Annotated in this window: 17 protein-coding genes and 1 pseudogene; 11 read left to right on the top strand and 7 right to left on the bottom strand. The window is 63.8% G+C overall.

Features of this window, described 5'->3' with window-relative positions; all coding sequences use genetic code 11:
* Positions 1 to 19: 19 nt before the first annotated feature.
* Positions 20 to 1,522, bottom strand: a complete 1,503-nt coding sequence (locus AC56LH_RS09640) for a peptide MFS transporter (protein ID WP_499645737.1) — start codon at positions 1,520 to 1,522, stop codon at positions 20 to 22.
* 238 nt (positions 1,523 to 1,760) lie between these two features.
* Here AC56LH_RS09640 and AC56LH_RS09635 point away from each other — a divergent pair, with 238 nt between their 5' ends.
* Positions 1,761 to 4,181: a glycoside hydrolase family 31 protein gene (locus AC56LH_RS09635; RefSeq protein WP_499645736.1), complete on the top strand. Its 2,421-nt coding sequence runs from the start codon at positions 1,761 to 1,763 to the stop codon at positions 4,179 to 4,181.
* 85 nt (positions 4,182 to 4,266) lie between these two features.
* On the top strand, positions 4,267 to 5,346 hold the full coding sequence (locus AC56LH_RS09630) for a catalase family protein (protein WP_499645735.1): 1,080 nt from the start codon (positions 4,267 to 4,269) through the stop codon (positions 5,344 to 5,346).
* Between the two features lie 11 nt (positions 5,347 to 5,357).
* Here the strand turns inward: AC56LH_RS09630 and AC56LH_RS09625 are convergent, their stop codons facing one another.
* The 3 genes from AC56LH_RS09625 to xth form a co-directional block, all read right to left on the bottom strand.
* Positions 5,358 to 5,984, bottom strand: coding sequence for a LysE family translocator (locus AC56LH_RS09625; RefSeq protein WP_332533381.1), 627 nt, complete (start codon positions 5,982 to 5,984; stop codon positions 5,358 to 5,360).
* Positions 5,985 to 6,070: 86 nt separating this feature from the next.
* Positions 6,071 to 6,646, bottom strand: coding sequence for an MliC family protein (locus tag AC56LH_RS09620; protein WP_499645734.1), 576 nt, complete (start codon positions 6,644 to 6,646; stop codon positions 6,071 to 6,073).
* Positions 6,647 to 6,702: 56 nt separating this feature from the next.
* On the bottom strand, positions 6,703 to 7,497 hold the full coding sequence (xth, locus tag AC56LH_RS09615) for an exodeoxyribonuclease III (RefSeq protein ID WP_499645733.1): 795 nt from the start codon (positions 7,495 to 7,497) through the stop codon (positions 6,703 to 6,705).
* Positions 7,498 to 7,680: 183 nt separating this feature from the next.
* Here xth and AC56LH_RS09610 point away from each other — a divergent pair, with 183 nt between their 5' ends.
* The 6 genes from AC56LH_RS09610 to AC56LH_RS09585 all read left to right on the top strand — a co-directional run bounded on the left by AC56LH_RS09610 (position 7,681) and on the right by AC56LH_RS09585 (position 13,538).
* Positions 7,681 to 8,511 carry an ABC transporter substrate-binding protein gene (locus AC56LH_RS09610; RefSeq protein ID WP_499645732.1) on the top strand — a complete coding sequence of 277 codons (831 nt, stop codon included), beginning with the start codon at positions 7,681 to 7,683 and terminating at the stop codon, positions 8,509 to 8,511.
* Positions 8,512 to 8,513: 2 nt separating this feature from the next.
* Positions 8,514 to 9,212, top strand: a complete 699-nt coding sequence (locus AC56LH_RS09605) for an amino acid ABC transporter permease (protein WP_499645731.1) — start codon at positions 8,514 to 8,516, stop codon at positions 9,210 to 9,212.
* A gap of 16 nt (positions 9,213 to 9,228) precedes the next feature.
* Positions 9,229 to 9,921, top strand: coding sequence for an amino acid ABC transporter permease (locus tag AC56LH_RS09600; protein ID WP_499645730.1), 693 nt, complete (start codon positions 9,229 to 9,231; stop codon positions 9,919 to 9,921).
* A gap of 20 nt (positions 9,922 to 9,941) precedes the next feature.
* Positions 9,942 to 10,670, top strand: a complete 729-nt coding sequence (locus tag AC56LH_RS09595; protein ID WP_499645729.1) for an amino acid ABC transporter ATP-binding protein — start codon at positions 9,942 to 9,944, stop codon at positions 10,668 to 10,670.
* 168 nt (positions 10,671 to 10,838) lie between these two features.
* Positions 10,839 to 12,488, top strand: a complete 1,650-nt coding sequence (locus tag AC56LH_RS09590; protein WP_499645728.1) for a hybrid sensor histidine kinase/response regulator — start codon at positions 10,839 to 10,841, stop codon at positions 12,486 to 12,488.
* Positions 12,489 to 12,557: 69 nt separating this feature from the next.
* Complete coding sequence (locus AC56LH_RS09585; RefSeq protein WP_499645727.1) at positions 12,558 to 13,538, top strand: aldo/keto reductase; 981 nt, start codon at positions 12,558 to 12,560, stop codon at positions 13,536 to 13,538.
* Between the two features lie 364 nt (positions 13,539 to 13,902).
* Here the strand turns inward: AC56LH_RS09585 and AC56LH_RS09580 are convergent, their stop codons facing one another.
* The 3 genes and pseudogenes from AC56LH_RS09580 to map all read right to left on the bottom strand — a co-directional run.
* A complete protein-coding gene (locus AC56LH_RS09580) occupies positions 13,903 to 14,649 on the bottom strand; it encodes a pseudouridine synthase (RefSeq protein ID WP_258834513.1) in 747 nt (248 codons plus the stop codon).
* Positions 14,650 to 14,677: 28 nt separating this feature from the next.
* Positions 14,678 to 17,260 (bottom strand): [protein-PII] uridylyltransferase, encoded by a 2,583-nt coding sequence (locus AC56LH_RS09575; protein ID WP_499645726.1) that lies wholly within the window; start codon positions 17,258 to 17,260, stop codon positions 14,678 to 14,680.
* 10 nt (positions 17,261 to 17,270) lie between these two features.
* Positions 17,271 to 18,161: pseudogene (map, locus tag AC56LH_RS09570) on the bottom strand (type I methionyl aminopeptidase); the annotation flags it as partial.
* A gap of 295 nt (positions 18,162 to 18,456) precedes the next feature.
* On the opposite strand from map, the gene rpsB reads away from it, so the two are divergent.
* From rpsB to pyrH, 3 genes are all read left to right on the top strand, one after another.
* Positions 18,457 to 19,209: a 30S ribosomal protein S2 gene (rpsB, locus tag AC56LH_RS09565; protein WP_183552980.1), complete on the top strand. Its 753-nt coding sequence runs from the start codon at positions 18,457 to 18,459 to the stop codon at positions 19,207 to 19,209.
* 139 nt (positions 19,210 to 19,348) lie between these two features.
* Positions 19,349 to 20,257, top strand: coding sequence for a translation elongation factor Ts (gene tsf, locus AC56LH_RS09560; RefSeq protein ID WP_183552978.1), 909 nt, complete (start codon positions 19,349 to 19,351; stop codon positions 20,255 to 20,257).
* A gap of 370 nt (positions 20,258 to 20,627) precedes the next feature.
* Complete coding sequence (gene pyrH / locus AC56LH_RS09555) at positions 20,628 to 21,344, top strand: UMP kinase (RefSeq protein ID WP_183552976.1); 717 nt, start codon at positions 20,628 to 20,630, stop codon at positions 21,342 to 21,344.
* The last annotated feature ends 7 nt before the right edge of the window (positions 21,345 to 21,351 follow it).

Here is a 21,351-nt window from a genome sequence, read left to right as displayed (position 1 = left end):
GGCCATCTTACAAGAAGCCTTACCGGTGCGTATGGTGCTCGGCCGTCAGGCGGCGCATCAGCGGCAGTGCGGCCAGCGCGATCAGCGTGCAGGCGATGGCGGCCAGGCCCAGCTTGTTGAACAGGCTTGTGTAGATCGGCAGCGTTTGCAGCGGGTCGGTCATCCCTTGCGGCACGCTGGCCATCGTGGCCACCAGGCCGCCCAGGTATTGCGAAATGCCGACTGCCACGAAGTAGGCGCCCATCATGAAGCCGCCCATCCGCGCCGGCACGTAGCGCGCGATCATCGCCAGTCCCAGGCCACTCACCAGGAGTTCGCCCAGCGAATACAGGCCGTAGCCCGCGATCATGATCCACGACGAGGTCAGGCCATTGACTGCGAAAGCGCCGGCGAAGCCGTACGTGAAGAAGCCCGCCGCGACAACGGCAAAGCCCAGCGCGAACTTGGCGGCGATCGACAGGTCGCGGCCTGCATTGCTGGCGCGCGTATAGACCCAGGCCAGCACGGGGCTGAGCAGCATGATCCAGATGGCGTTGAGCGCCTGGAACTGCGCCGGCGACCAGGTGAACAGATGGCTGCCGAACAGGCTGAAGTCCAGGTCGACGTTGCGCAGCGCGAACAGCGACAGCGACGTCGACATCTGCTGGTAGAAGATGAAGAAGAACACCGTCTGCAGCGTCAGCACGAGCGCGGCGACGAGGCCCGAGCGTTCGCTGGCCTGGCTGGTGCGGATCAGATGGATGAAGATGCCCAGCACGACGAGGCCCGCCAGATACACGAACAGGCGCGCGAGCCAGCCGTATTCGAGGATGAAGGCCGATGCGATCACGGCCAGCACGCCACCGCCCAGCACCAGCGCGAGCTTGCCCCAGTTGAGCGGCAAGTTGTCCGGGGGCGAACCGATATGCCCGATCGAACGGCGCAACAGGCCCACCGTGATGAGACCGACCCACAGGCCGACGCTGCAGAATGCGAACGCCACGTGCCACCCCAGTTCACCGGCGTAGTTGGCGTTGACATGGTCCTTGATCGCCGGCGTGGCCAGCATCGAGACCGTCGAACCGACGTTGACCGCCATGTAGTAGATGGTGAAGGCGCTGTCGATCTTCGAGTCGTTGCCTTCGTAGATCTTGCGCACCAGGTTGGCGGTATTCGGCTTGAACAGGCCATTGCCGACGACGATCACGCCCAGCGCCGAAAACGTCAGCCAGGTATTGGTCGTCGGGATGCCCATCAGCGCGTAGCCGAGCGACAGGATGATGGCGCCGATTACCATCGAGCGGCGCGTGCCGAGCACCTTGTCGCCGATCCAGCCGCCGATCGCCGGCGCGACGTAGATCAGGGCAGCGGCTGCGCCCCACACCAGCGTGGCGCGGGTGTCGTCGAACCCCAGGCGCTGCACCATGAAGTAGACGATCAGCGCCTGCATGCCGTAGTAGCCGAAGCGCTCCCACAACTCGATCAGCGCGATCGTGGCGAATGAGCGGGTCTGGCTGACCGGGCGCCCGTGTGCGATGTCCATACAAGTCCTCTGCGACTGCGCCCTGGCCAGGCCGGCGCGCAAAATCCGACGATTCTATGCCATCTGGATGAAGCTTGCAGATCGGGTGGCATGCGTGCTGCTGCCACGTGGCGCCGCGAGGGACCAGCCAGGCAGCGACCGGTCTTCAGGTTTCATGTAGGGGGAGGCTGTTGGTGGCAGTCGAAATCTGTCATGCTTCGGCTGCAGCCGCACAACCTGACATAACGACAACCACGCCATGACAACAGCCACGATCGCCCGCCTTGCCCTGTGCATCACCGCACTCCCACTGGCCACCAGCACGTTCGCGTTCGCGCAGAACGCCGAGCGCCAGTTCAAGAGCGTCGCGCAGAACGGCAACACGCTCGAGATCGCGACGGCCGACGGGCGTTACCTGATCAAGCCGTATTCGAGCGCGATCGTCGAAACCACCTTCATCCCCAACGGCGAACAGTTCGAGCCGGCCTCGCATGCGGTGATCCTGGCCCCGGTCCAGGCCCCGGCGACCTTCAAGGACGACGGCGCGCGCATCACGTACGCCACTGACGGCATCGCGGTCACGGTCGACCGTAAGCCGTTTCGCATCGGGTACTCGTACAAGGGCAAGCCGCTGGTGGCCGAAAAGCGCGGCTTTGGCCGCATCGACGGCATGGACACCATCGAATTCGGGCTTGATGACGGCGAGGCACTGTACGGCGGCGGGGCGCGTGCGCTCGGCATGAACCGGCGCGGCAACCGCCTGCGCCTGTACAACAAGGCCGACTACGGCTACGCCGAACGTTCCGAGCTGCTCAACTTCACGATTCCCGTGGCGCTGTCGTCGAAAAAATACGCGATCCACTTCGACAATCCGCAGGTCGGCTGGCTCGATTTCGACAGCCGCAAGGATGGTACGCTGCGCTATGAAGTCATCGGCGGGCGCAAGACGTACCAGGTCGTCGCGGGCGACACCTGGGACGCCGTCATGACTGGCTACACCGACCTGACGGGCCGCCAGCCGCTGCCGCCGCGCTGGGCCTTCGGTAACTTCGCCAGCCGCTTTGGCTACAAGACCGAGGCCGAGACACGCGCCATCGTCGACAAGTTCGCGCAAGAGAAGATTCCGCTCGACGCCGTCGTGCTCGACCTGTACTGGTTCGGCAAGACGGTGCAGGGCACGATGGGCAATATGGACTGGGACCGCGACACGTTCCCGCACGCCGAAAAAATGATGGCCGACTTCAAGGCCAAGGGCGTCAAGACCGTCGTCATCACCGAGCCGTTCGTGCTGACCACGTCCAGGCGCTGGCAGGAAGCGGTCGACAAGAACGTGCTGGCGCTGGACGGCGCGGGCAAGCCTGCCACGTATGACTTCTACTTCGGGAACACGGGCCTGATCGACCTGTACAAAAAGGAAGGGCGCGACTGGTGGTGGAACATCTACCGCGACCTGAAAAAGGGCGGCGTCACGGGCTGGTGGGGCGATCTGGGCGAGCCGGAGCTGCATCCGTCGAATCTGGTGCATGGCACCGGCACGGCCGACCAGGTCCACAACGTCTATGGTCATGACTGGGCGCGACTGATCGCTGAAGGCTACGGGCGTGAATTCCCGGCCGAGCGGCCGTTCATCCTGATGCGCGCCGGTTACTCGGGGTCGCAGCGCTTCGGCATGATCCCGTGGTCGGGTGACGTCAGCCGCAGCTGGGGCGGTCTGCAGTCGCAAATGGAAATCTCGCTGCAGATGGGCATGCAGGGCCTGGCGTACATGCACTCGGACCTGGGCGGCTTTGCCGGCGCGGTGCTTGACGACGAACTGTACGTGCGCTGGCTGCAGTACGGCGTGTTCCAGCCGATCTTCCGCCCGCATGCGCAAGAGGCGGTGGCGTCCGAACCGGTGCTGCGCTCCGAGCGCACCAAGGTGCTGGCGCGCGAAGCGGTGTGGCTGCGCTACGCGATGCTGCCGTATAACTACACGATCGCGTTCGACAACCAGCAGACCGGCATGCCGTTGATGCGCCCCCTGATGTTCGTCGAAACCGATCCGGCCCAGCCGATCGAGCGCTCGTCGACCTATCTGTGGGGCCCGGATTTCCTCGTCACGCCGATCGTCAAGCCGGGCGCCACGCGCGCCGAGGTGTACTTCCCGACCACGGGCAGCGTGTGGTTCGACTTCCATACGGGCCAGACGCACAAGGGCGGCATTCTCGAAACCGTGCGGCCGGTCGATGCCAATATCCCGGTCTACGTGCGCGCCGGCGCGTTCGTGCCGATGGCGAAGGTGGTGCAGACCACGCGCGATTACACGGGCCGTCAGATCGACCTGCACTACTACCACGATGCCTCGGTCAAGACCTCCAGCGGCAAGCTGTATGACGACGATGGCGAGACGGCCGGCGCTTTCGCGGCGGGCAAGTACGAGATCGTGCGCTTTACCAGCAAGCTTGACGAGGCAGACGGCAAAGCGCGCCTCGAGATCGGCTTTGCCACCGAAACCGGCAAGGCCATGACCGCTGTCCCACGGGGCTTTTCGCTGAAGGTGCACAACGTGGCGGCCAAACCGCGGGCCGTGACCGTCGACGGGCGCGCCGTGCGCTTCGTCTTCAACGCCCAGCAGCACCTGCTGGAAGTGCCGGTTGCGGCGAAGGCTGGTCAGGCGGCACAGGTAATCGTCACGCTGTAACGGCGCGTGGTCGGAATGGTGGTCTGGCGAACATCGCGCATGGGCGAAGTTCGCTACATTGGAGCCTTCATTTCAGGAGCCACCCATGACGACCACCGCACCAGCCAATCCCCTCGTATTTCGCAGCGAGTTCGAACACGTCGGCCTCGACGAATCCGAGACCATCCACGCGCTGCAGACCGTATTTGCCAACATGGCCAAGAAGGTGGCAGACCTTGAGGGCCACGCCAGCCGCGCCGTGCACGCCAAGGGCCACGCCCTGGTGCGCGGCAAGCTGACCGTGCTGGACAACCTGCCACCGCAACTGGCCCAGGGCCTGTTTGGCAAGGCCGGCACCTATGACGTGCTGCTGCGATGGTCGTCGCCACCGGCAGAACAGCTGCCGGACGGCGTCTCGACCCACCGCGCGGTGGCGATGAAGGTGCTGAACGTGCCGGGCGAGCGCTTCGACACGGCCAAGAGCGGCAACTCGCAGGACTTCCTGATGGTGAACGGCCCGGTGTTCTCGGCGCCCGATCCGCAGGGGTTCCTGAAAAGCGTGAAAATGCTGGCAGCGACCACCAATGCGTCCGAAACCGGCAAGAAAATCATCTCGGCCGTGCTGCGTACTGCCGAAAACGCGCTGGAGGCGGTCGGTGGCGAGAGCGGCATGCTCAAGGCACTGGGCGGCGAACCGCAGCACCATCCGCTGGGCGAGACCTATTTCAGCCAGACCCCGTACCTGTACGGCCAGTACATGGCCAAGCTGTCGCTGGCCCCCGTCGCGCCTGAACTGCTGGCGCTCGATGGCGCATCGATCAAGACCGAAGACGACGCGCAGCGTCACGCAATTGGCTCGCACTTCGCATCGCAAGGCGGCGAGTGGGAACTGCGCGTGCAGTTGAACGTCGATGTCGAGAAGATGCCGATCGAGGATGCCTCCGTCGAGTGGCCACAGGAACTGAGCCCGTTCATCGCCGTGGCGCGCGTGCGCCTCGAACCGCAAACGAGCTGGGACGCGTCGCTGGAAAAGCTGGAAGACGAAATCGCCTACGACCAGTGGAACTGCCTCGTCGAACACCGCCCGCTCGGGTCGGTGAACCGCGCGCGGCGCCAGGTGATGGCCACGTCGCGCGAGTTCCGCTCGGAATTCAACCGCTGCCCGATTCACGAGCCGTCGGCATAACGATGTAATGACTACCGGGCCACGATCAAACGCAGCCCCAGTCCGATGAACACCGCCCCCGCGATCCGGTCGAGCCACATGCCGGCCGTGGGGGTGCGGTTCAGCCAACCGCCGATCGTGCCCGAAAAGTAGCCGAGCAGGCCGAAAATCACGGCCGCCTGCAGTGTGAAGACCAGCCCCAGTACCCCGATCTGCAGATTGGCGTCGCCGCGCGCAGCGACCACGAATTGCGGCAGGAACGACAGAAAGAACAGCACCACTTTCGGATTGATCGCTGCAGCCACCAGGCCTTTGGCGAACAGGCGCCGCGCCGGTTCGTTCGACAATCCTTCGCCGGAGACGCGCGCGCCGCCACGGCTGCGAATCGCGCCCCAGCCCATCCAGATCAGGTACAGGCCGCCGGCGACCTTGAGCGCCGTGAATGCCGTCGGTGACGCTGCGATCAGCGCGCTCACGCCAATAACGGCCAGCAGCGTGTGACTCAGGCAGCCGAACGCGCAGCCAAGCCCGAAGGCCACGCCCCGCAGGCGCCCCTTGGCAATGCCGGTGCTGAGCACCATCAGGTTGTCGGGCCCGGGGGAGAGCGTGATCAGGATGGCGGCGGCGAGAAAGCCGAAAAGCTGTTCGGGCGAAAGCATGGTGGCGGCGAGATGAAGAAAGGGCGAACAGCATAGCGCATGTTCGCCCTTCGTCAAGCATCCCGCAGCGCGGGGTCAAGCAGTCATTACGCCTTCTTGCAGCTCAGTTCCTTAGCGTTCTCGCCCCACTTGATGGTGACTTTGCCATTCTGTTCCTTGAATTGCTCGCCGCGGTTGCCGTAGGCGACGCCGTTATCGCTTGGCTCGCCGCGCAGCAGCACGTGTTCATTGTTGCGCGCTGCGACCATCGACGCTGGCGTGGTCTCCAAGAAGAAGGCGGTGATCTTGCTCTTGTCGCTGCAGGTGTACTTCACCGGGCCCTTGGCCTTGGTGACCTTGTAGGCCGTCTGCAGCTGCATCGCGCGGGTGCCGTAGGCATTGTTGATGCAGGTGGTCATGTCCTTGGCGTCGGCGCATTGCTTGACGCCGTCCCACCACTTGGTGTGCTGTTCCTGCAGCGTTTTGCCGGCGCCGGCATCGATTTTTTCCAGCGCTGCGCGGTACATCGCGTAGATCAGGCCTTCCGATTCGGCGGAGCCGGGATGGCCGCAAACCTTGGCTTCGGCCGAGCCGATGCCCTTGGCGCAAAAGCCTGGCATCGAGACAGCTTGCGCGCCGATCGGCAGGGCGAGGGAAGCGGCGAGAACGAGAAGTTTTTTCATGAGGATTCCTTATGGTGGTGGTCGCGGCGCATTGATGGGCGCCGTCGTGAATTGGGTCAGGCGGATTTGTTCGGAAGCTTGCTCAGGTCGAGCTCAATCCAGGTCGGCGTGTGGTCGCTGGGCTTTTCGCGCCCGCGCATGAATTTATCCACGCCGGCCGCCTTGAGCGCCGGTGCCAGCGCAGGGCTCAGCAGCAGGTGGTCGATGCGCAGGCCCGCGTCTCGCCCGAACGCGTTGCGGAAGTAATCCCAGAACGTGTAGATCGTCTCGTCCGGATGCAGCGCGCGCAGCGAATCGAGCCAGCCCTGTTCCATCAGGCGCCCGAAGGCAGCACGGGTCTCGTCGCGAAACAGCGCGTCCTCGACCCAGCGTTCTGGCTTGTAGACATCGCGTTCTGTCGGGATCACATTGAAGTCGCCGGCCAGTACGGCCGGCACGCCGGCGGCCAGCAGCTCCAGACCGCGCAGGCGCAGGCGCTCCATCCACGCCAGCTTGTAATCATATTTGGGGCCGGGCGCCGGATTCCCGTTTGGCAGGTACAGGCAGGCGATCAGGATGCCCTGGTACGCCACCTCGAGGTAGCGACTCTGTTCGTCGGCGTCGTCGCCCGGCAGGCCGCGCTGCACTTCCTGCGCCGGCTCGCGCGTGACGATCGCGACGCCATTCCAGCTTTTCTGCCCCTGCCACAGCGCATGGTAGCCGGCCGCTTCGATCGCGGCGATCGGAAATTTCTCTTGCGGCGCCTTCAGCTCTTGCAGGCACACGACGTCGGGCTGGCGCTCCTCGAGATAGTGCAAGAGGGCGTCCAGCCTGCTGTTGATACTGTTGACGTTGTAGGTGGCGAGCAGCATGGGGTGTTCCGCATTCGTAGTAGGTAATTATGACAATATTGCGTGGAATGAGTCGCACGCCTCATCGGGCGCGCGTCGGTACATATACGCAAAACAGTATTATCTTATGGCGAATTGTTCGTTTTCTCATATAAGTGTTTGTTCTATACTACGATCATCGAATATTGTTGCTGGAGATTTTGCATGATCAACCGCCGTTCCCTCATCCTGTGCGCCGTTGCGCTGGGTAGTTCGCTCACCATGGGTATGGCCCATGCCGACCAGCTGGCCGACATCAAGAAGAAAGGTCAGATCGTGTTCGGGGTACTCGGCACCGATGAACCGAACAGCTTCATCGACCCGAAGACGCGCCAGTTGGTGGGCTACGAGATCGACATCGCCACCGCCGTGGCCAAGAAAATCGGCGTCAAGCCGGTGTTCAAGCAGCTGGCCGTATCGGCCCGCATCCCCGAGCTGCAGCAGGGCCACGTGGACATCCTGGCCGCCACGCTCACGCACAACAAGGAGCGCGAAGCGCAGGTCGATTTCGCGCTGACCCACTTCGTCACCGGCTCGAAGGTCATGGTGCGCAAGAACAGCGGCATCACGGCGCTGCCGCAACTGGCGGGCAAGAAGGTCGTCACGGTCCGCGGCGGCACCCAGGAAACCAATATGAAAAAGGCCGTGCCGACGGCCAGTATCGTCACGTTCGAGAACACGCAGCAGGCGTTCCAGGCACTGCGCCAGGGCAAGGGCGCAGCGTATGTGAACGACGAGTCGTCGCTGCTGGCTGACTACGGCAAACTGGGACCGGCCGCCAAGGATTTCGTGATCCTGCCGCAGTCGATCGGCGTCGAGCCGATTGCCCTGGGCCTGCGCAAGGGTGAGGCGGGCCTCAAGACGGTCGTCGACCAGGCGCTGCGCGAGCTCGAAGCCAATGGCGCGGCCGAAGACCTGTTCGTCAAGTGGTATGGCCCCGGAACGCGCGCCAATATCGCCAAGCGCACCTTCAAGATCAGCACTGACAAGATCTGACCTTGGCGCTGTTCGATCCGACCATCCTGCAATCCGGCGAGTACCACGACTGGCTGGTGCAGGGCTTTATCCTGTCGATCCAGCTGACCGTGATCAGCTTCGCCTTCGCGCTGCCGTTCGGCGCGCTGGTGGCGGTGATGCGCACGTCGACCTCCAGGCCACTACGCGCGATCGGCGCTACGGTCGTCGAATCGATCCGCAACGTGCCGCTGCTGGCGCACCTGCTGTTCTGGTACTTTGCGTTCCCCGAGCTGCTGCCCGAGGGGCTGCGCGAGATCCTGTACGCGAACAATCCCGAAGCGGTATGCGCCGTCATCGCCCTCACGCTCTACAGCGGCGTGCACATGGCCGAGGATATTCGCAGCGGTATCCGTGCGGTACCCGCGACCCAGCTCGAAGCGGCCCGTTCGCTGGGCCTGGGGCGGGCCGCGGCGGTGCGCCTCGTGCTGCTGCCGCAGGCGCTGCGTGCCTCGGTGCCGCCGCTGTTGTCGCAGACCGTCAATCTGTGGAAGGACACCAGTGTGGCCACCGTGATCGGCGCGGCCGAGATGATGTACCAGGCCGCGCGCGTCGAGACGGCGAGCTTTCGCAGTCTGGAGGCGTTCACCTTTGCCACGCTGGCTTACCTGACCGTTTCGCTGGTCATTTCGGCGGCGGCGCACCTGTTCCAGCGCCGCTATCCGGTGCGCACGGCGGCCTGACCATGAAAGCGTCCCGATGCTGGAACTGATCGATACCTACTGGGTGTACTTCCTGGTCGGCCAATACCCGGACGGCCCGCTGGGCGGCCTGGTGCTGACCATCCTGCTGTCCGGCGCGGCGCTGGTGCTGGCCATGCCGCTTGGCCTGGTGCTGGGCATTGCGCGCGTGAGCCGTCGCCGCGCCATCAGCCTGCCGGTCGGCGCGTTCGTGCAGCTCGTGCGCGCCGTACCGCTGCTGCTGGTGCTGTTCTGGGTGTACTTCTTCCTGCCCGCCGTGACCGGCGTGAAGACCTCGCAGGCGATGACGATGCTGATCGTGCTGGTGGTGTTCGACAGCGTGTACCTGGCCGAGATCGTGGCGGCGGGCATCCGCGCGCTGCCGAAAGGGCAGTTGGAAAGCGCCCGTTCGCTGGGCCTGGACTACGGTCAGGCGCTGCGCCACGTCGTGCTGCCACAGAGCTTGCGCCACGGCCTGCCGTCGATCGTCAATCAGCTGGTCTCGACGATCAAGGCGACCTCGCTCGGCTACATCATCGGTCTGTCGGAAGTCTCGTTCATCGCCACGCAGATCAACACGCTCGTGTTCACCCGCGCGGTGGAGGTGTACCTGATCCTGGCGCTGACCTATTTCGTCCTGTGCTTTGGCCTGTCGCGCCTGGCCTTCCTGCTCGAACGGCGCCTGCAGCGGCGGCCCGCCGGCGCGCACTGAATTCTTGAAAGAAGCGAACGATGATCGTTCTCGATAACGTCAACAAGTATTACGGCGACTATCACGCGCTGGTGGGGATCACCGAGCGCGTCGAAAAAAATGAGGTGCTGGTCGTGTGCGGGCCATCGGGGTCGGGCAAGTCCACGCTGATCCGCACGCTTAACCGGCTCGAAGACATCGATGGCGGGCAGATTGCGATTGCCGGGCAGGACATCCACGCGAAAGGCGTCGACGTCAACGCGCTGCGCGCCGGCATCGGCTTCGTGTTCCAGCAATTCAACCTGTTCCCGCACCTGACGGCGCTCGAAAACTGCATGCTCGCGCCGGTGCAACTGAAGCGCGCCAGCAAGGCCGAAGCCAGGGAACAGGCGATGGTGCTGCTCGACCAGGTGGGCCTGGCCCACAAGGCCGACGCCTATCCGGACGCGCTGTCGGGCGGCCAGCAGCAGCGCGTCGCGATTGCCCGCGCGCTGGCCATGCGGCCGTCGATCATGCTGTTCGACGAGCCCACCAGCGCGCTCGATCCGGAGATGGTGGGCGAGGTGCTGCAGGTGATGCGCACGCTGGCAAAACAAGGCATGACGATGGTCTGCGTGACCCACGAGATGGGGTTCGCGCGCGACGTGGCCGACCGCATCTGGTTCATGGCCGAAGGCAAAATCCTCGAGAAGGGCGCGCCCGGCGACTTCTTCGCCAACCCGCAGCATCCCCGCGCCATCCAGTTCCTCGCCGATCGCAACCGCAACTAGCGGCCTGTCACGCAGGCATGCACAGTTTCGTGGACGCCATGCACATGCAGGACAGCGGTTTGGTATTTATAATGGGTAGCCAAAAGGCAGGTGTGGGCCTGCCGATCATGCTTTTCCACGATGCCGATACCGGCTTCCTTTTACCGTGCCACTTGAAGCTTTCCCGCGATGACGTCCAATTCCGCTCACTTCGATGAAGATGCACGCCTCGCCGTCCTCGATTCGTTCGGTATCCTTGATACGCCGCCGGAGCGCTCGTTCGATGACGTGGTGCGCATGGTTGGCCAGCTGCTCGACGCGCCGATTGCCGCCGTCAACCTGATCGCGCGCGACCGGCAGTGGTTCAAGTCGGAGATCGGTCTGGGCACACGTGAAATGCCGCTCGAGAATTCGATCTGCCGGCACGCGCTGCTGCAGCAGGAACAAATGGTCGTGCCGGATACTCAGGACGATCCCCGCTTCAGCTGCAATCCGCTCGTCACGGCCGAGGGCGGCCTGCGCTTCTACGCCGGCGCCGTGCTGCGCACGCGCGACGGCGTTCCCCTTGGCACCCTGTGCGTGCTCGACAAGAAGCCCCGCCCGGAAGGGTTGACCGAGCAGCAGCAGTTCATGCTGACGACGATGGCGCACCAGGTCATGAGCCAGATCGAACTGCGCCAGGCGCTGGCCGAACAGGAATCCCTGAACGAGGCGCTGCGCCGCGCCGACCAGCGCAAGGACGAATTCCTCGCGATGCTGGCACATGAGCTGCGCAATCCGCTGGCGCCGATCGTCTCGGCGGCCACGATGCTGTCCAATTTCGAGCTCCAGCCAAGCATGGTGCAGCGCGCCGCCGACATCATCGCGCGTCAGGCCGGCCATATGACGTCCCTCATCGACGACCTGCTCGACGTGTCGCGCGTCACGCGCGGCAAGGTGGAGCTCGAGTTCGTCGAACTCGATCTGAAGGATGTCCTGGCCGACGCCATCGAACAGGTACGACCGCTGATCGAAAAGCACGACCACCGTCTGGTGCTGGAATCGATGCCCGCGCCGCTGCTGGTGGTGGGCGACCGCAAGCGCCTGGTGCAGGTCATGACCAATTTGCTCAGCAACGCGGCCAAGTACACGCTCGAGGGCGGGCGCATCGAGGTGCGCTTGTCGACGCGCGGCGCGCTGATCGACGTGGCGATCCGCGACGACGGCATCGGCATGTCGCCCGAGCTGATTGCCAGCGCGTTCGATCTGTTCTCGCAGGGCACGCGCGGGCTGGATCGCAGCCAGGGTGGCCTGGGCATCGGCCTGGCGCTCGTGCGCAGCCTGCTCAAGCTGCATGGCGGCGAAGTGACCGCTGCCAGCGACGGGCCGGGTTGCGGCAGCACGTTCCGGGTGACGCTGCCGCTGTCGGCGCGCGCGGGCGTTGCCGCGCCGGCTATGGGGACGGACGCGCCGCAGGGCAATCCGGCCGCGCTGCGCATCGGCGTCGTGGACGACAACGAAGACGCCGCCGTGACGCTGGCGTTGCTGCTCGAGACGCTGGGCCACACGGTGTCGGTTGCCCATTCGGCGCGCGACGCGCTGGCGTCGCTGCCGCTGTTCGAGCCGGACGTGTGCCTGCTCGATATCGGCCTGCCCGAGATGAATGGCTTCGAACTGGCGCGGGCACTGCGCGCCAAACCCGGGACCGACCATGCGATCCTGATCGCAGTGACCGGCTACGCGCAGGAGAAAGACCGCATCGAAGCACGCGCCGCCGGCTTTCACGACCTGTTTGCCAAACCGGTCGATCTGGAGATGCTGGGCGCGGCGCTGGTGCAGATCGAACGGCGCCCCCGCTAGTCTGCTGTGCGACGGGGTCGGCGCGCGTCAGGCAGAATTTGTCCCTGATTCACGCACAAGGGACACCCAATGACACAGCGCTACCAACCCATCACGCGCCTGGGCCTGGGCGGCACCGGCTTTGGCGACATGTACCACGCCACCAGTGACGAAGCAGCCCAGGCCACCGCCGATGCCGCGTGGGACGCCGGCATCCGCTACTTTGACACCGCGCCGCACTACGGCGCCGGCCTGTCCGAACACCGCTTCGGCCACGCGCTGCGCCGCCGCCCGCGCGATGAGTACACGCTATCGACCAAGGTCGGCCGCCTGCTGGCTCCCTCCAGCCCGGGAGAGATCGCCGCGCCGTTCGTCGGCGCCTTGCCATTCAAACGGGTGATCGACTACACGGCCGATGGCGCGCGCCGTTCGGTGGAGGACAGCCTGCAGCGCATGGCGCTGGCATCGATCGACATCGTCTACGTGCACGACCTGTCGCCCGACATGTTCGGCGACCAGTTCGACCACTACTACCGGATCGCGTCCGGGCCAGGCGGCGCCTTCGAGGGCTTGACGAAGCTGCGTGAGGAGGGCGTCATCAAGGCGTGGGGTCTGGGCGTCAACACGGTCGAACCCTGCCTGCGCGCGCTGCGCGACGCCGACCCTGATATCTTCCTGCTGGCCGGGCGCTACACGCTGATGGAAACGACGCCGCTGGCCGAATTGTTCCCGCTGTGCGCCGAGCGCGGTGCAAAAGTCGTCATCGGCGGCCCATTCAATTCGGGCTTTCTGGCCGGCGGGCCGAATTACGATTACGGCCCGGCCGATGCGGACAAGCTCGCACAACGTGAACGCTTGCGTAAAGTAGCGGTCGACCACGGCGTCGACCTGGCTGCAGCCGCGCTGCAGTTCGGCCTGGCACACCCGGTGGTCGCCGCGACGATCCCGGGCGCAAGCAGCCCCGAGCACCTGCGGCGCAATGCGGTGTTGATGGAGATGGCGATCCCGAAAGCGTTCTGGGAAGCGCTACGTACCGAGGGCCTGGTGGCCGAAAACGCGCCGCTGCCATAACCTGTCTGCAGCAAAAAACGCCGGGGTCACAGTAAAAAAAGCCGGGGTCAGGTCTGACATTCGGACATGACCTCGGCAGTCGTGCAGCAAAAAAGCCGGGGTCAGGTCTGACATTCGGACACGGCCTCGGCAGTGAGGTAGCCGGGTTAGTCGGGAGTAGCTGTCACATTGCAATGCTAATGCTGGTCATGACACTATCGGGCGTGACTATGGCTGAGTTCGTGTCCGAATGTCAGACCTGACCCCGGCTGTGACCCCGGCTGTGCTATTGGGCTTGACTAAGGCTGAGTTCGTGTCCGAATGTCAGACCTGACCCCGGCTGTGATCTGGTTGCGTAAGATCGGCCAGCATTGTGTCTGAAGGCTTAGAAACCTTCTTCCGGTGTCAGGTAACGCCACTGGCCCACCGGCAGGTCGCCCAGCTTGACGCGCCCGATCCGTACGCGCTTCAGGCCCAGCACCTTCAGGCCGACCATGTCGCACATGCGCCGGATCTGGCGCTTGCGGCCTTCCTTCAGCGTGAAGCTCAGCTGGTCTTCGTTTTGCCAGCGCACCTTGGCCGGCAGCAGCGGTTTACCATCCATCCACAGACCGTGTTTCAGCTTCTTGAGTTCACTGTCCGGCAGCGTGCCGGGCTTCGTATACTCCACGCGCACCAAGTATTCCTTTTCAATGGACGTCGTCTCGCCAATCAGCTGCTTGGCGATGCGGCCGTCCTGCGACAGCACCAACAGGCCCACCGAGTCGATGTCCAGGCGCCCGCAGGGCACGAGGCTGCGCAGCTGGGTCGGGTGGAACTGTTCCGTCGACGGATCGTCGGCCCAGCGGTTCTCGGGCCGGATCAGCGCGACGGCCGGCGTGTAGCCGTCTTCGGCCTGGCCGCTGACGTAGCCGACCGGTTTGTGGATCAGCACCGTGACGCGCTTGGACTGCTCGGCGGCGGCCTGACGCTCGACCGTGATGCGCTGCGTCGGCAGCACCTTGCTGCCCAGCTCCGATACCACCTGGCCATCCACCCGCACCCAGCCGCGCGCGATCCATTCATCGGCCTCGCGGCGCGAGCACAGGCCCAGTTCGGACATTCGTTTGGAGAGGCGGAGCGGTTCGGTCATTGTCAAAGCTTTTCGGTGAAGGAGTAAATCAGATCTTGAGCGCGTCGAGCAGGTCCGTTTCGAGCTGGACCTGGATGCGCGGGTTGTTCAGGGCAGGGCCGTCGACGAGGAATACGTCTTCGACGCGCTCGCCCAGCGTCATGATCTTGGCGGTGTGCAGGTTGATGCGGTAGCGCGTCAGCACGCTCGATACCGCATACAGCAAGCCCATACGATCGTTTGCAGCGATCGACAGCACATGGAACTGGCCCCGTTCGTCGGGCCGCACTTCCACGGTTGGCGTGATCGGGAACGTGCGCGACATGCGCGACAGGCGTCCGCGGCACGGTGGCGGCAGCGGTTCCTGCGACACGAGCAGGGCGCTCAGTTCATGCTCGATCAGGTTGATGATGTCGCGGTAGCTGCCGGCGAAATGTTCGTCGGCCACCATGAAGCTGTCGAGCGCATAGCCGTGGCGCGTCGTGTGGATCTTGGCGTCGAGGATCGAGAAATCCTTGCGGTCGAAGTAGCTGCAGATGCGCGCGAACAGGTCGGGTTGATCCTTGATGTACACGGCCACCTGCAGGCCTTCGCCGATCGGCGCCAGGCGCACCCGCACGATCGGCTTGTCGCTGTCGACCTTGTCGTGCAGGGCGCGCGTCTGCCAGGCGATGTCGGAGGCGTCGTGGCGCAAAAAGTACGCGACGTCCAGCTGCTTCCACAATGCCTCGTGCGCATCGACCGGCAGGCCAAACAGGCGCAGCGTGGCCAGCGCCTCTTTCTGGCGCGCGCGCAGTTCGCGGTCGGCCGAATGCGGCTCGCCCCCCAGCACGCGCAGCGTCGTCTTGTACAGGTCTTCCAGCAGCTTGGCCTTCCACGCATTCCAGACCTTCGGACTGGTGCCGCGAATGTCGGCCACGGTGAGCAGATACAGCGCGGTCAGGTGGCGTTCGTCCTTGACCACGGCGGCAAACGCCGCGATCACGTCGGGATCGGACAGGTCCTGCTTTTGCGCGACCTGCGACATCGTCAGGTGCTGCTCGACGAGGAATACCACCAGTTCGGTGTCGGCCTCGGTCATGCCATGGCTGCTGCAGAACTGGCGCGCGTCGTCCATGCCGAGTTTGGAGTGGTCCCCGCCACGGCCCTTGGCAATATCGTGGAACAGCGCGGCCACGTACAGCACCCAGCGGTCGCGGAAGTCGGCAATCAGCTGGCTGCAGAACGGGTATTCGTGCGCGTGTTCGGGCATCGTGAAGCGGCGCAGGTTACGCACCACCATCATGATGTGCTGGTCGACCGTGTAGGCGTGGAACAGGTCGTGCTGCATCTGGCCGACGATCTTGCGAAACGCCGGCAGGTAGCGGCCCAGGATGCCGAATTCATTCATGCGGCGCAGCGCGTGCACCATGCCGCGCGGTGCCTGCAGCACGCGCAGGAACAGCGCCTTGTTGACCGGATCGGCGCGATACGCGTCGTCGATCTGGGTGCGGGCGTGCCACAGCGCGCGGGTGGCGCGCGCGGTCATGCCCTTGATGTCGTGGCGCTCGGTCATCACGACGAACAGTTCGAGGATCGCGGTGGGCGTCTGCTCGAACGTGTCGTCCTGCGCGATGTCGATCAGGTTCCCCATCTGTAAAAAGTGGGCGCTGATCGGGAAGGCAACGGCCGGCTGCGGGAACAGCTGGGCCTCGATATTCTGCAGCAGGATGGTGTTGAGCTGTGTGACGGTCTTGGCGGCCCAGTAGTAGCGCTGCATCAGCAGTTCGCTTGGGCGGCGCACGTTCGGGCCATCATCGGTGGCGACCAGACCGAGCGTGTTGGCGATCGCCGTCTGGACGTCGAACACCAGGCGGTCTTCGCGCCGCTTGGTGTGCAGGTGCAGGCGGATCCGGATGTCCTTGAAGGCGCTTTCCTTTTCCATCAGCTGGCGCGCTTCCATGCGCGTGATCAGCTCGCGCGTGGCCAGCTGCCCCCAGCTGTCGGCCAGGCCCGCGGCCTTGGCCACCCACATGATCACCTGCAGGTCACGCAGCGCGCCCGGGCTTTCCTTGACGTTCGGTTCGAGCGCGAACGCCGTGTATTCGTGCTTGGCATGGCGCAGGCGCATCTCGGCCGTCTTGGCCCGGAAAAACGCCTGTGGGTCGAGCGCCTCACGGTAGCGCTGCTGCAGCGTGTCGAACAGCGGCTCGTTGCCGGTGACCAGACGCGCTTCGAGCAAGCTCGTTTGTACCGTGATGTCGGCCGCGGATTCGATCAGGCATTCCTCGACCGTGCGGATGCTGTGGCCAATCTCCAGACCCAGGTCCCACAGCAGCTGGACCAGGCCTTCCAGGCGCGCTTGCGTGATCGCGTCCGGCGGAGCGGCCAGCAGGATCAGGAGGTCGACGTCGGAATACGGAAACAGCTCGCCGCGCCCGTAGCCGCCCACGCCCACCAGCGCGGTGCCGGCGGGCAGGCCGGCTGCCTGCCAGGCATCGATCAGCACCGCATCGACGACCTGGCGCAGGTTGCGCAGCAGTTTTTCGGGCATGCCGTCTTCCTGGAACGCCTGGAACACGAGCTGGCGCTCGTTCTTGAGGCGCTGGCGCAGCGTGGTGCGGACGGTGTCCAGGTGTTCGGCGTGACCCATGGCCGGCTCCTTATGCCGCTGCGGCGGCAGGAGCAGGCGCAGACCAGACAAAGTCCGGCCCGAGCAGCGGCAAGGCGATCGCCGGTGGCGGCGGGCTGCCATCCGACAGCGTCAGCACTTCGACGCCGGTCTCGGTGACCAGCACCGTGTGTTCCCACTGCGCCGACAGGCTGCGGTCTTTCGTCTTGATGGTCCAGCCGTCCGGCATTTCCTTGATGTCGCGCTTGCCGGCATTGATCATCGGTTCGATCGTGAAGATCATGCCGGGTTGCAGGACTTCGAGCGTGCCCGGGCGGCCGTAATGCAGCACTTGCGGCTCTTCGTGGAACGAGCGACCCACGCCGTGGCCGCAGAATTCGCGCACCACGCTGTAGCCGTTCTTTTCGGCATGCTGCTGGATCGCGTAGCCGATGTCGCCCAGGTGCTTGCCCGGCTTGACGGCGGCGATCCCCAGCCACATGCACTCGAAGGTGACCTCGGACAGGCGGCGCGCCATGATCGACGGCTCGCCGACCAGGTACATACGGCTGTTATCGCCGTGGAAGCCTTCCTTGGTGATCGGCGTGATGTCAATGTTCAGCGCATCGCCGCTCTTGAGCACGCGGTCGCCCGGGATGCCGTGGCAGATGACGTCGTTGAGTGACGCGCAGATCGAGCCCGGGAACGGCGGGTAGCCGGGCGGGGCGTAATTGAGCGTGGCCGGGATCGTGCCTTGCACGTTGACCATGTACTCGTACGCCAGGCGGTCGAGCTCGCCGGTGGTGATGCCGGGCTTGATGAACGGAGTGATATAGTCCAGCACTTCCGAGCCGAGGCGGCAAGCGACGCGCATGCCGTCGATTTCTTCGAGGGTCTTGATGATGGTGGCCATAGGAGAGTCGTATCCTGCGTGGTATCGGGTGAGCGCCCGGCGACCGGGGTGGCAATGGTCGGGGCAGTATGGCCGCCATTATAAGGGATGTCGCGGTACTGCTGTAAGGCAGGGGAAGAGCCTGGGGCAATGCGCCGCCTGGCCCGGCTGCGATTGCACGCTTGAATATTGCTGACAATTCCGCTAGAATCTCGGGTTGCTCGGATTCACATCGTGCAACGTTGTAAAAATAAAGTTTTTTAATTGATAGAAATCGCGAATGTGGCCCTAAAAGGGTGCCTGCTTGGTGACTGGCCACATTCAAGACCCAACCCTGGAGAATTACATGTCCGTTACTATGCGCGAAATGCTGGAAGCCGGTATTCACTTCGGCCACCAGACCCGTTTCTGGAATCCAAAGATGGCACCGTTCATCTTCGGTCATCGCAACAAGATCCACATCATCAACCTGGAAAAAACCATGGCGATGTATCAGGATGCGATGAAAACCATCAAGCAGATCTCCGCCAACCGCGGCACGATCCTGATGGTCGGCACCAAGCGTCAAGCTCGCGACATCATCGCAGCTGAAGCGCAACGCGCCGGCGTCCCATACGTCGACCAGCGCTGGCTCGGCGGCATGCTGACCAACTTCAAGACCATCAAGACGTCGATCAAGCGCCTGAAGGAAATGGAAGTCCTGGTCGAAGACGGCTCGGTCGAGAAGATGTCGAAAAAAGAAGCGCTGATGTTCTCGCGCGAAATGATCAAGCTGCAAAAGTCGATCGGCGGTATCAAGGATCTGGGCGGCGTGCCAGACGCGATCTTCGTTGTTGACGTCGGCTACCACAAAGGTACGATCACCGAAGCCGGCAAGCTGGGCATCCCGGTCATCGGCATCGTCGACACCAACCACTCGCCAGAAGGCGTCACCCACATCATCCCGGGTAACGACGACTCGTCGAAAGCCATCAGCCTGTACGCACGCGGCGTTGCCGATGCGATCATCGAAGGCCGCGCCAGCGCGACCAACGAAGTGGCTGACATGGTCAAGGCAGCCGGCGGCGACGACTTCGTCGAAGTTTCTGAGCAGGCATAAGTGATGGCAGGCCATGTGCCTGCTGCCACATAGAAGGGGGCGCCGTACTGTCGAGCCCCCCTTTTTTTAAGCTAAATACTTGCAGGACGCACATCATTCGCGGACTGCACCCCTGGATACACATTTAGGAGAACACACTATGGCAGCTATTACTGCAGCAATGGTTGGCGAACTGCGCGCCAAGACCGATGCACCAATGATGGAATGCAAAAAAGCACTGACCGAAGCCGACGGCGACATGGGTCGTGCCGAAGAAATCCTGCGCGTCAAGCTGGGCGGCAAGGCATCGAAGGCATCGGCACGCGTGACCGCCGAAGGCGTTGTGGCTACCTATATCTCGGGCAACGTCGGCGCGCTCGTCGAAGTCAACAGCGAAACCGACTTCGTCGCGAAGAACGACGATTTCCTGGCCATGGTCAACCTGGCAGCACGCCTGGTCGCCGAAAACAACCCGGCTGACGTCGCTGCACTGGCAGCCCTGCCGCACGAAGGCGGTACCTTCGACGACGTCCGTACTGCCCTGATCGGCAAGATCGGCGAGAACATGACCGTGCGTCGTTTCCAGCGTTTCGAAACCACCGGCAAGCTGGCGTCGTACCTGCACGGCACCCGTATCGGCGTCATCGTCGATTTCGAAGGTGCGGACGAGCAAGTCGGCAAGGACCTGGCCATGCACATCGCTGCCATGAAGCCAGTCGCTCTGTCTTCGGAGCAAGTGCCAGCAGAAATGATCGAAAAAGAGCGTTCGGTTGCTGAACTGAAAGCCAAGGAAGATGCCGACAAGGCCGTCGCCGAAGGCAAGCAGCCACAATCGGCTGACATCGTCGCCAAGCGCGTCGACGGTTCGGTGCAGAAGTACCTGAAAGAAGTCTCGCTGCTGAACCAGGCGTTCGTCAAGAACGACAAGCAGTCGATCGAACAGATGATCAAGGCGGCAAACACCACCGTCAAGGGCTTCACCATGTACGTGGTGGGCGAGGGCATCGAGAAGAAGGTCGACGACTTCGCAGCTGAAGTCGCAGCACAGATGGCTGCCAACAAGCAGTAATCAAACAAACGGGCCGTGAGGCCCGTTTTTGTAGGGTGGGCCGGGCCGCGTAGGCCGGGCCGCGTAGGCCGGGCCGCGCAGGCGGCTATTCCGCCCACGCGGTGATAGGTGGCGGCGTGGTGATGGGGCAGCGGTCGGAGCCGGTTTGGTTTGGTATCCGAACGTAAGTTTTGCAGGATGAATATTGCGTCTCCGTTATCATTCCGGATGAATGCCCGGCCATCAATCGTCGCGTCCGCCATGCGTAGCGCGCCCCAAGCCGTACCCGCTTTACAATCCCATCCGTCCCGGCACGGATGAGACCCGCCCACGAGGCGCTGGTCAGACCCGAATTCGATCCACAGCACTATCTTAAAGGAGCCGCTTCATCATGACAAAACCAGCTTACCAACGTGTCCTTCTGAAACTGTCTGGCGAAGCACTGATGGGCGACGATCAGTTCGGCATCAACCGCGCCACCATCGAACGCATGGTGGCCGACGTGGCCGAAGTAGCCAAGCTGGGCGTGCAGATTGCGGTCGTCATTGGCGGTGGCAACATCTTCCGCGGCGTCGCTCCCGGCGCCCAGGGCATGGACCGCGCGACCGCCGACTACATGGGCATGCTGGCCACCGTCATGAATGCGCTGGCACTGGCGGACGCGATGCGTCACGTCGGCATCACCGCCCGCGTCATGTCGGCCATCGCCATCGAGCAGGTCGTCGAGCCCTACGTGCGCCCGAAAGCGCTGCAATATCTGGAAGAAGGCAAGGTCGTCGTGTTTGCCGCCGGTACCGGCAACCCGTTCTTCACGACCGATACGGCTGCTGCCCTGCGCGGCGCCGAAATTTCGGCCGAGATCGTCCTGAAAGCCACCAAGGTCGACGGCGTCTACAGCGCCGATCCGAACAAGGATCCAACCGCGACCCGCTACGAGAGCATCACGTTCGACGAAGCCATCTCGAAACACCTGCAAGTGATGGACGCCACCGCGTTCGCACTGTGCCGCGACCAGAAACTGCCGATCAAGGTGTTTTCCATCGTCAAGCCTGGCGCGCTCACGCGCGTGATCATGGGCGAAGACGAAGGTACACTGGTCCACGTCTAAATTAACT

The organism is Telluria sp. LT1R51-2 (assembly GCF_059685775.1).
This window is presented reverse-complemented; position numbering and strand designations above follow the sequence as displayed.

What these genes read in the sequence shown, in the direction of transcription:
- AC56LH_RS09640 (WP_499645737.1), bottom strand. Translation starts at nt 1,522, where the DNA reads ATGGACATCGCACACGGGCGCCCGGTCAGCCAGACCCGCTCATTCGCC.
- AC56LH_RS09635 (WP_499645736.1), top strand. Translation starts at nt 1,761, where the DNA reads ATGACAACAGCCACGATCGCCCGCCTTGCCCTGTGCATCACCGCACTC.
- AC56LH_RS09630 (WP_499645735.1), top strand. Translation starts at nt 4,267, where the DNA reads ATGACGACCACCGCACCAGCCAATCCCCTCGTATTTCGCAGCGAGTTC.
- AC56LH_RS09625 (WP_332533381.1), bottom strand. Translation starts at nt 5,984, where the DNA reads ATGCTTTCGCCCGAACAGCTTTTCGGCTTTCTCGCCGCCGCCATCCTG.
- AC56LH_RS09620 (WP_499645734.1), bottom strand. Translation starts at nt 6,646, where the DNA reads ATGAAAAAACTTCTCGTTCTCGCCGCTTCCCTCGCCCTGCCGATCGGC.
- xth (WP_499645733.1), bottom strand. Translation starts at nt 7,497, where the DNA reads ATGCTGCTCGCCACCTACAACGTCAACAGTATCAACAGCAGGCTGGAC.
- AC56LH_RS09610 (WP_499645732.1), top strand. Translation starts at nt 7,681, where the DNA reads ATGATCAACCGCCGTTCCCTCATCCTGTGCGCCGTTGCGCTGGGTAGT.
- AC56LH_RS09600 (WP_499645730.1), top strand. Translation starts at nt 9,229, where the DNA reads ATGCTGGAACTGATCGATACCTACTGGGTGTACTTCCTGGTCGGCCAA.
- AC56LH_RS09595 (WP_499645729.1), top strand. Translation starts at nt 9,942, where the DNA reads ATGATCGTTCTCGATAACGTCAACAAGTATTACGGCGACTATCACGCG.
- AC56LH_RS09590 (WP_499645728.1), top strand. Translation starts at nt 10,839, where the DNA reads ATGACGTCCAATTCCGCTCACTTCGATGAAGATGCACGCCTCGCCGTC.
- AC56LH_RS09585 (WP_499645727.1), top strand. Translation starts at nt 12,558, where the DNA reads ATGACACAGCGCTACCAACCCATCACGCGCCTGGGCCTGGGCGGCACC.
- AC56LH_RS09580 (WP_258834513.1), bottom strand. Translation starts at nt 14,649, where the DNA reads ATGACCGAACCGCTCCGCCTCTCCAAACGAATGTCCGAACTGGGCCTG.
- AC56LH_RS09575 (WP_499645726.1), bottom strand. Translation starts at nt 17,260, where the DNA reads ATGGGTCACGCCGAACACCTGGACACCGTCCGCACCACGCTGCGCCAG.
- rpsB (WP_183552980.1), top strand. Translation starts at nt 18,457, where the DNA reads ATGTCCGTTACTATGCGCGAAATGCTGGAAGCCGGTATTCACTTCGGC.
- tsf (WP_183552978.1), top strand. Translation starts at nt 19,349, where the DNA reads ATGGCAGCTATTACTGCAGCAATGGTTGGCGAACTGCGCGCCAAGACC.
- pyrH (WP_183552976.1), top strand. Translation starts at nt 20,628, where the DNA reads ATGACAAAACCAGCTTACCAACGTGTCCTTCTGAAACTGTCTGGCGAA.